The sequence below is a fragment of the Rhizobium sp. BR 362 genome (assembly GCF_036528765.1).
In the GTDB taxonomy this organism is placed as follows: Bacteria; Pseudomonadota; Alphaproteobacteria; order Rhizobiales; family Rhizobiaceae; genus Rhizobium.
In genome coordinates, this window is sequence record NZ_JARWGH010000030.1 from 49,219 (window position 1) to 57,890 (window position 8,672).

An 8,672-nucleotide genomic window follows, 5' to 3' on the forward strand; every position below is an offset into this window, starting at 1 on the left:
TTGACTGATTAAGACGCAGCCAAATTGGCGCCGCTTACACGGTCAGCTTCAGGACGATTCCGCAATTACGAATCCGGTTTTTCGGAAAGCGCGTAGCCGACAGATCTTACAGTCCGTATCAGATCGCGGTCGCTATCCCTATTTAGTGCCGCGCGCAAGTTACCGATATGAACATCGATAGTGCGAGGCCCGATATGAACGGCATGAGGCCAAGCTGCATTCTTTAGTTCATCTCGCGAGTACGCTCGGTATGGGTTCCTCATAAAGTGCTCCAGCAGGCGGAACTGGGTTGGAGCTAGATGAACCGACCGGCCGTTTCGGCGCACACGATGCGTGGCCATATCCAATTCAATGTCGTGAAAGGCAAGTAGTTCTTGATGGCTGGGAATGGAACTCCGACACGAGCCGTCCAAGATTCTGCCGATGCTCGTCAGCGCTATCTCTCGCGATCGGCTAACATGCTCATTGTCATCGAAAGCGACCGTGTCTTCTTGAGTTACTTCGTCAGCAACCGCCGCAATCGCAATGATCGACGTTGACCGCGCCCGGCGAGAAAGACGCAGCCGAATACAGAGCGTCTGCGTCTCAACGTCAGGGAAATGCGTCCTAAGAAACACCACGTCTGGCGTTGCCTCTTGGAAGTGTTTGGCGAGGGCGTTCCCATGGCTGGTATTGATGTACTTACATGCGCATTCCAAGAACTGACCAGAGCAATCGTCTGGTGCAGTGATCAGCACCGCCGCTGAGTGGAAATCCCGATTAGTCTCGTTCTTCGACATCGCGTGAAATCCTCGAATGAAAGTTCGACCGACCTTCAGATTTTTTCGCCAACAAAGTTTTGCACTTATCTCCAAAATCCAGTTTGTAGAACTGCGGCTCACGCCGAAGCCTTCCATCACGGCACGTCGGCGAATGGGCTTGATCCTGGAGGGAGTTCACTCCTCAGTCGGCAATTTTGCGGATAGCCATGCACACATCGTGCCAATGTAAAGATTGTTTTGAAACAGTGCCATGGCTCTAAAACTGAGCGCACATGTTTGAAGTCTCGGACTTGAGCGCTTTGTCCCTAAAGCAAAGATACCACAACCGGATCGGTAGCCAGCGACCTTGCATTAACACGCGCTTTCGGTTCGTGAAGAAATGGATCTGTCAGCGGCAGAAAGAACAGCCACACACGCTTGACGCGGATCACCTGTTCGACCCTCTGACCTTGATGCTTCGCCGTCGCCGATGGCTGCGAATAGCGTTTGGACATGAGCCCGGAAGAGGCGCTGATCCACCAACCAGTCAACTATCTGATTAGGGAGTGGACCGAGTACGTTGCAGAGTTAGTCTCACCTTCTGTGCACGATCCGAGGGCACTGCTGATGGAGAAATGTGCGATCGTTATCGCAAGCCCCCGACATATTAGATTAACTGGCAAAGAGCGCTTCCCAGCCAGCGCAGTTATGGTCGGCGGCACGTCCGTTCTGCAACATTTATTATCTCAATTGGCACGTGTTGGCGTGCAAAAGACGATTATCCTTGGACTAGGAGGCATGGGGGAGGTCGACCATCGTTTCTGTCACGAGCTGTATGGTATGGAGCTCCGCGTACGCCCCCTGCGCACGCCATATCCCGGGCGTCTTATTGATGTGACAGCGGCCGAGGAAGTCGCTGATGTCGATGGGATCATTTTAATATTTACCGCGGAAATGGTGATCAATTTCACTATGCTGGAGCGCTTGGTACGTTCATCATATCGCAACGTTGTCGTTGTGAGCCAGTCACTCGGCAAACGATCGCTACGAGTGCTGACAGGCAAAGCGCAACGCCTTACAGCAATTGTACCCGAAGGTTCCAACAGCCATAAAAGTGCGTCTGCAGATTTGAGCCTCGTCGGCGTTTATAAATTTGATGCGGCGTTGGTTCGGAGGATTGCGCGGAGGCGGCAACTTCGCTCGCATGACGATCCGGAGTTCTTTGAAGCAGCATTTGGGCTTCACGGCGATCCAATCTATGTCATGTGTGCCGAACCGGGCGAAATACGATGAACCAACAACATCCATGCAGCCAGATTTTAAGTGCCGCAACTGAAGAACCTGGCCGCAACCCTGTTCCTTCCGCGCACGCAATGCAATCTTTGATACCCAGATGCGGTTCCTGTTGTCGAAATGCAAAGCTTGGTGCCTGACGCAGATTGGGCGTCACAAGGTTGGTGACTCATAAAGAACTATTGTCAGGCTTATCCGACTCAGGGCGCGCCGTACTCGGCTGATTCGATGCTGCATTTCGCATAAACGGTAAAAAAATTTGGTAGAGGCTCTGTGGGTTCTTTCAAGATTGGCACGACTCTTGAACTACGGACAGCAATTCCGACCCCTCGGAAAAACGAGAGGAAAGCAGGATGTCAGCTCTTCCGCAGCCCGCTTCCAAAGCTCTAGCGATCACGTTCGCCGGAGGCTCGGAGAGCCGTAGCCGCTCACGGCCAGCGACGTCATCTGACGACAGCATGGCGTGCCATTATTTACCCGAGAGAGAGCGTCGATTGTTTCGGGACGGTTGCGGTTCTACTCAAGTCAGTAAGCAGACCGGCCGAGTTACCGATCTGAATTCCTCGGACCTCTCGCCACCTTCTCAAGCTTTAAATCGAGGGGAACTTGCGGTCGAGTTCGGCCGATTTCTTGACCAGACACACACCATCGCTCAGTCTAAACAGTTATTTGAGCACTTATCAGCTTTTGCTCTGAATCTTGGCTGCGCGTGGATAGCCTACGGTCCTCTTACAACCGAGCGCAAGGTTCTACAGCCGGTTCGATGCCCTTCATTTGAGATCCTGAACTATCCTGATGACTGGCAGAAGCGATGTCTCGAAATGGGTTATGATCGGAAAGCTCCTATTATCGAGGAAAGTCGAATGCGATCAGGCCCTATTCAATGGAGGGAGGCATACGTTGGCCCGAGCACAACTCCAAGCGAACGGCGCATCTTCGACGAGGCTGCAAGCTTTGGCGTAAGGTCAGGCATTACTATTCCATTGCGCAGCTCGGCTGGAAGCTTCGCCATCATGAGCTTTGCCCAGCAAGTAGAGCGTGAATTCCACCAAAGAGCAATCGCCTACTTACAACTTGCGGCAATACATTTCCACCTGAGACTTACAAATGTGGCGAATTCGGATGCCCTGGAGAACGTGCCCGAGCTCTCGCTCAGGGAGAAAGAATGTATTCTCTGGGTGGCACGCGGAAAGTCGTCATGGGACATAGGAATTATCATGAGTATATCCGAAAACACTGTTAATTTTCACATTAAAAACGTCATGCGAAAGTTGGACGCTGCCAGCAGAACGGTTGCGGCTATTAAGGCAATAAATCTCGGATTTATCGAGCTGTAGGAGGCGATGTTCGTTCGTCTCTAGGCGGCAGTGCTGCCGCTGCCGCAGCTCTGTTTTCCTGCTACAGGCCAATTATAAGCAAGTAGGAACCTATCATTCTAGGTAGGAGCACAGTTAGCAATGGTCGTATAGAGTTGCAAAAGCTTTCCAAATGGACGCCGGATTTCGAGGCATTGCTGAGATTTCGCGGTAATTGGCGTCAAGGGTACGGGCGCTGCTGGGTCATGGCTGCTGGTTGAGGAGATAATCGTGAGTAGTGACAGCATTTCCAATTCCCTATCTGCCTTTGAAAACCATGAATCGAACGTGCGATCCTATTCACGATCATTCCCCGTGGTGTTCACGAAAGCGGCAGGAGCCATCCTCGAAGACGAAAATGGTTGTGCGTTCATTGATTTTCTTTCCGGCGCGAGTGCCCTTAACTACGGTCACAACGACCCCGATATCGTAAGTGCTGCCGTGGAATACCTGCAATCAAATCAGATTGTCCACGCATTAGACATGGCTACGTCGGCGAAACGAGAGTTTATGGAGTTCTTTGGCGAGCTGATATTGCGCCCGCGTGGTCTTACATACAAATACCAGTTTGTCAGTCCCACTGGCGCCGACGCCGTCGAGGCGGCTTTGAAACTTGCACGCAAGGTCACTGGACGTCATAGCATCGTTTCATTCACCAACGGTTATCATGGGGTGAGCCTGGGCGCGCTTGCTGTAACTGGTAATCGATACTTCCGAAATGCCGCAGGTCTTCCCCCTTCCGGCGCGGTCTTCATGCCTTACGACGGTTATTGGGGGCCTGATCAGGATACGACGGAATATCTGGACAAAGTGCTTGCGGATGGTAGCAGTGGCGTCGATTTGCCTGCAGCTGTTATTCTCGAAACCGTTCAGGGTGAGGGTGGCATCAATCCTGCGAGCAGAAACTGGCTGCAGTCGCTAGAGCGGCTTTGCAGGAAGAACGACATCCTCCTGATTGTTGATGACATTCAGGCGGGCTGCGGACGAACTGGCGATTTTTTCAGCTTCGAGTTTGCGGACATTTCTCCGGACATTGTTCTTTTGTCGAAGTCTCTCAGCGGTTGTGGGCTGCCGCTGTCGCTCTTACTGCTCAAACCCGAATTTGACGTATGGCGACCAGGCGAACACAGTGGAACCTTTAGGGGCAACAATCTCGCACTCGTGACAGCGACCGCTGCTTTGCGAAAATACTGGACAAATGAAAAGCTATCTAGAGAAGTTGTCGAAACAGGATGCCTTCTAAAAGAGCGCCTTCAGCAGGTCGCCCAAAGCAACCAAAATTCCAACATTTGCGTGCGTGGACGGGGCATGATGCTGGGGCTCGACTGCAGTACCGGCAAATTGGCGGCGCAAATCGTGCGTAAAGCCTTTGAAGAAGGGCTTGTAGTAGAACGATGTGGCGCGGAAGATCAGGTTATTAAGCTTCTTCCTCCATTGACAACTGAACGGCAGACCTTGCAACGTGGGCTGGATATCCTGGAGAAGTCCGTGCACTCAAGCCTGTAAAGTTATGCTTGGCTCTTGAAGGCATGGCAGAGCCGAAGCAATCGGGCGACGGCATCGATTGTAGTTTGTGGGCACCGCAGCTCGCACCAACCGGCTCATCCACGAATCGCGCGGCCGCACGGAGGTCTGGCAGGCGCCAAGGCCTCGCAACCTGTTAGCGCTCTAAAAAAGTACGACCGCCAAGCTTATTGGCTGACGAGGTCGCCCAAATGGGGCTAAGGCCAGAACTATCTTTCTGAAAATCTGGCGACCACGTCTTTCCAATGGTCTCCGTCGTCGCATTTCGGAAACGCGGAGGTCTCCTAAGACTATGCTGAAAACCGGTCAATGGCCACTCAGATTTGTCGGATTTCCGACACGGCATGTTCGGCCCTGCGTGTGCCCCATCGTCACCTAAATAGTTGAACAGTGGAAATAGGCTCTTCTTAGCTGATTCTGCATAGTTGGCACATCTTTTGCTTTCTCCTTATTACGAAGCAATTGATTGTAGATCTTCACGTCAAGGACGAGTTTATAATGGTGGGACGTAAAAGGCGCGTGTCGCACTCGAGTAAACTCCATGTTCGGCGCCGTCTTGGTTCTTATGACGATATTGGTGCGCTCGGGTCGACATACATGGCCTAATCTTCAAGAAAGATTCAATCAAACCAGCTCCCGGGAACGCTGCAGCTCGTGGATGAGCTAGCCAACGGGCTGTTTGAGGCATCGCGAAAACGGCGACCTTGAAATCCATAGGCCAAGAAAAAGATCTTTGTTGCTTGAGCATCCGCCTAATCAGGAAATAAGAATGGATTTTCCCACCACAAGTCTCATAAAGAACAGCTATGAGCGATTTCCCCGGCAAATGAAGGTCGCTGCGCGTTGGTTGGTTGACCATCCGACAGAGGTCGCACTGCTGTCAATGAGGGAGCAGGCGCGCCGAGCAAGAGTGCCTCCGGCAACATTAACGCGGCTTGCAAAACGCCTTGGCTTCGATGGTTTCGACAAATTGAAGGAGGGATTCGCGGATAGCATTAGGGAACGGCCGGAATGCTTCGCTGGAAGTGGAGAGGAGTTATTGGCACGAGGGGAGATCGGGGGAGATGGCGTCCTCATCTGCGATACAGTGGATGCTTTGCAGGCTCATCTGAGCAGGTTCGCTCAGCCGTCCGCGATTGCCGCATTGGCGGCAGCAGCCGACCTAATAGCGGAGGCGAAACAAATTTTATGCATCGGCCGTCGCTCAAGCTTTCCCGTCGCCTATTTAATGCATCATGTTGGATCATTGCTTGGCTCTCCCACAACATTGATTGATGGGATGGGCGGTTCCTCCGATGATGCGCTTCGGTCTGTCGGTCCAGAGGACATTTTGGTGGCGGTCACAGTCAGCCCTTACACTCGCTTCACAATACAGGCAGCCGAATTTGCCGTGTCCCGTGGTGCGAAACTCGTCGCTTTGACCGACAGCGAACTGTCTCCAATCGCTAAAATTTCTAAAGTTGTGATCCGCGTTCGCACCGAAGTTCCTTCGTTTATTCACACGATGACCCCGGCATTGGCCGCAGTAGAATGCCTCATGGAACTGGTCGCGGCGAGACGCGGGAGCTGCGCTCTTCGAGCTCTGGCTGATCATGAAGAACAAGTTGTGGAATTCGACACTTATGTCTTGAAGAGCGGCGTCGGCCCGAACTCTCATGAGTAATGAAGAGCTGAAAATTGACTGGTCGTTTTCCGCCTGGCGACGTTTCGCAGTTCTCGCTAACACACGCGCTCGAGCGAATTGCATCACGGGGGCCGGCCGGCGATTTCGACGAGCATCTCTTAGGAATCTGAACACCAAAGGCAAGCAGTGTGCGATGTTGGTCTTGCTCGCGAGACGCGGCCGATTGCCTTTGAGTGTCAATCAGCAGCGAACATTGGCCCCTTTGTAGAGGGCGCCGTCGGGTTGGGCAGATCGCGATACGGAATCGATTATGCTTCTGTGTTTTCAAAGAGATGCCAGGGCAAGATGTCGCGGCTAAGGGATCGAATTCACAAACGAGCCCCATCACGACGATGCGAAGGCCGGCGATATCATCCGGGAGTACGAGGCTGGGGTTAACTAACTGAACCTTATGGGCAAACCTTCCCTGAAGCTTCGAAAAGCAACGGCTCACATCATCGTTTACATTGCGCGTGTCCACTCAAGCTCACTTCTGTTCCGGCCCTGACAGACACTCTGAAGAGGCAGATTCTGTCGACCCCTGCTTAACCACCTCACTGGGCGTCTTTGCCGGCTTCATCTCATCGACGGTACGCGGATTGCATGGGCATAATAGTGAAACCGTTACGGCCATTGCGTCTCGCGTTCTTGAAATTGGGGCTCTAGATGAAGACCACACGAATCATTCAAAGTAAAACGGCTCCGCTCACTAGTTCGGACCCACGGTTGTCGTCTAAGGTCATAAATTTCGTTGAGGGCGCGCGGACAGTGACCCGGGGAGAGCTGGAAGCCAACAACATCACGCGTTATGGTGTTACAAGATTCTATCGTGAACAGATCATTACAAGTGATTATTACGATCAGCTGAAATTTATCGTGGAACCCTCATTCGAAGAGTTCGACAATAACGGCAGTCTGGATACTAGTGGTGAGCATGATAACACGGTCGTGCCCGGATTTCAGCACAAGTACGCCCAGACGGGACTGTTGTTGGCAACAGACCGTTGCGCTTCGTACTGCCGATATTGCTTCCGCAAACGCATTGTGGGTAAAGACTCAGATGAAATTGCAGCTGACTTAGGGCAAATTGCACAATACATTGAACATCATCCTGAGATGACGAACGTACTGGTATCGGGAGGCGACCCGTTCGTACTCAGCACCAGCAGGCTCCATGAGATTCTTGATCATCTGTTGCCGTTCCCGCATCTGATGTCCATTCGTTTTGGCACAAAAGCGCTCGCGTACGCGCCCAAAAGGTTCGAAGACTCTACCTTGGTGACCTTATTCAAACGGATTCATGATGCAGGTAAGACTGCACTCATCGTCACCCATTTTGATCACTTTGGTGAGATCTCGGCAGACGCGGAGCGCAATATCAGCCTCTTGCGTGCGCAAGGCGTGCAGTTTCTTAATCAGTCCGTACTTCTGGCTAAGGTCAACGATGATCCCGGGATCCTGGCTGAGACCTTCGCCAGATGTCATCAGATTGGCGTCCGCCCATACTATCTCTTCCAGGGTCGGCCGGTGAAAGGTGCGTCGCATTTTCAGGTTCCGCTGCGTCGGGGACTAGAGATTACGCACGGGATTAACCAACGTCTCAGCGGCATCCAGAAGACATTCAAATATATCATGTCCCATTACACGGGAAAGATCGAGATACTTGACCTTGGAGGCGATGGCCGTGTGTATATGCGATATCATCAGAACAGGGCTCAGGAAAAGGTTGGGAAAATATTTTCCCGCCCATACGTTGAGGGCGCCTGTTGGCTGGACGATTTACCACCCTTATCAGATGGAAACGGCGCTGAATATTGATTTCATGCGCTGGACGAGCTAGGCCAAATGGCACTCACGACCGTTCGGAAGGCAAGGTGAGACTTAGCGTAAGCCCGTGCTGCGTCTAGTACCGTTCCGCAGAGATTCTGACGGGTTGAGCTATCGCAAGATTGGCAGCGCTTCGGGTTGTACGAGCAATTGAATGCTTCGCGCTACTCCAGGCTGGCGTTGAATGAGACCGGCCTTTTCCAGGGTTATCACCATCTGGTGTACAGACGGTGCGGTCACCTCAAAGTGGCGACGCATGTCCGCTTCTGC

Annotated in this window: 6 protein-coding genes and 1 pseudogene; 5 read left to right on the forward strand and 2 right to left on the reverse strand. The window is 52.4% G+C overall.

Annotated elements, in window-relative coordinates; genetic code table 11:
- Nucleotides 1-65 precede the first annotated feature (65 nt).
- The gene (locus QDY28_RS24895) at nt 66-896 is read right to left on the reverse strand and encodes a winged helix-turn-helix transcriptional regulator (protein WP_246802342.1); all 831 of its coding nucleotides are present in this window, start codon (nt 894-896) and stop codon (nt 66-68) included.
- A 357-nt stretch (nt 897-1,253) separates the two neighbouring features.
- On the opposite strand from QDY28_RS24895, the gene QDY28_RS24900 reads away from it, so the two are divergent.
- From QDY28_RS24900 to QDY28_RS24920, 5 genes are all read left to right on the forward strand, one after another.
- The gene (locus QDY28_RS24900) at nt 1,254-2,033 is read left to right on the forward strand and encodes a hypothetical protein (protein WP_246802341.1); all 780 of its coding nucleotides are present in this window, start codon (nt 1,254-1,256) and stop codon (nt 2,031-2,033) included.
- Between the two features lie 353 nt (nt 2,034-2,386).
- The gene (locus tag QDY28_RS24905) at nt 2,387-3,370 is read left to right on the forward strand and encodes a helix-turn-helix transcriptional regulator (RefSeq protein WP_184805601.1); all 984 of its coding nucleotides are present in this window, start codon (nt 2,387-2,389) and stop codon (nt 3,368-3,370) included.
- Between the two features lie 249 nt (nt 3,371-3,619).
- On the forward strand, nt 3,620-4,894 hold the full coding sequence (gene ectB, locus QDY28_RS24910) for a diaminobutyrate--2-oxoglutarate transaminase (RefSeq protein WP_184805598.1): 1,275 nt from the start codon (nt 3,620-3,622) through the stop codon (nt 4,892-4,894).
- Between the two features lie 787 nt (nt 4,895-5,681).
- Nucleotides 5,682-6,575 (forward strand): MurR/RpiR family transcriptional regulator, encoded by an 894-nt coding sequence (locus QDY28_RS24915; protein WP_184805595.1) that lies wholly within the window; start codon nt 5,682-5,684, stop codon nt 6,573-6,575.
- 666 nt (nt 6,576-7,241) lie between these two features.
- Nucleotides 7,242-8,393, forward strand: coding sequence for a KamA family radical SAM protein (locus tag QDY28_RS24920; protein ID WP_210320778.1), 1,152 nt, complete (start codon nt 7,242-7,244; stop codon nt 8,391-8,393).
- 120 nt (nt 8,394-8,513) lie between these two features.
- On the opposite strand, the pseudogene QDY28_RS24925 reads toward QDY28_RS24920, so the two are convergent.
- A pseudogene (locus tag QDY28_RS24925) lies at nt 8,514-8,672 on the reverse strand (MarR family transcriptional regulator); the annotation flags it as partial.

Coding starts and splice junctions, on each gene's coding strand:
- QDY28_RS24900 (WP_246802341.1), top strand. CDS start 1,254: ATGAGCCCGGAAGAGGCGCTGATCCACCAACCAGTCAACTATCTGATT.
- QDY28_RS24895 (WP_246802342.1), bottom strand. CDS start 896: ATGGAAGGCTTCGGCGTGAGCCGCAGTTCTACAAACTGGATTTTGGAG.
- QDY28_RS24920 (WP_210320778.1), top strand. CDS start 7,242: ATGAAGACCACACGAATCATTCAAAGTAAAACGGCTCCGCTCACTAGT.
- QDY28_RS24915 (WP_184805595.1), top strand. CDS start 5,682: ATGGATTTTCCCACCACAAGTCTCATAAAGAACAGCTATGAGCGATTT.
- QDY28_RS24905 (WP_184805601.1), top strand. CDS start 2,387: ATGTCAGCTCTTCCGCAGCCCGCTTCCAAAGCTCTAGCGATCACGTTC.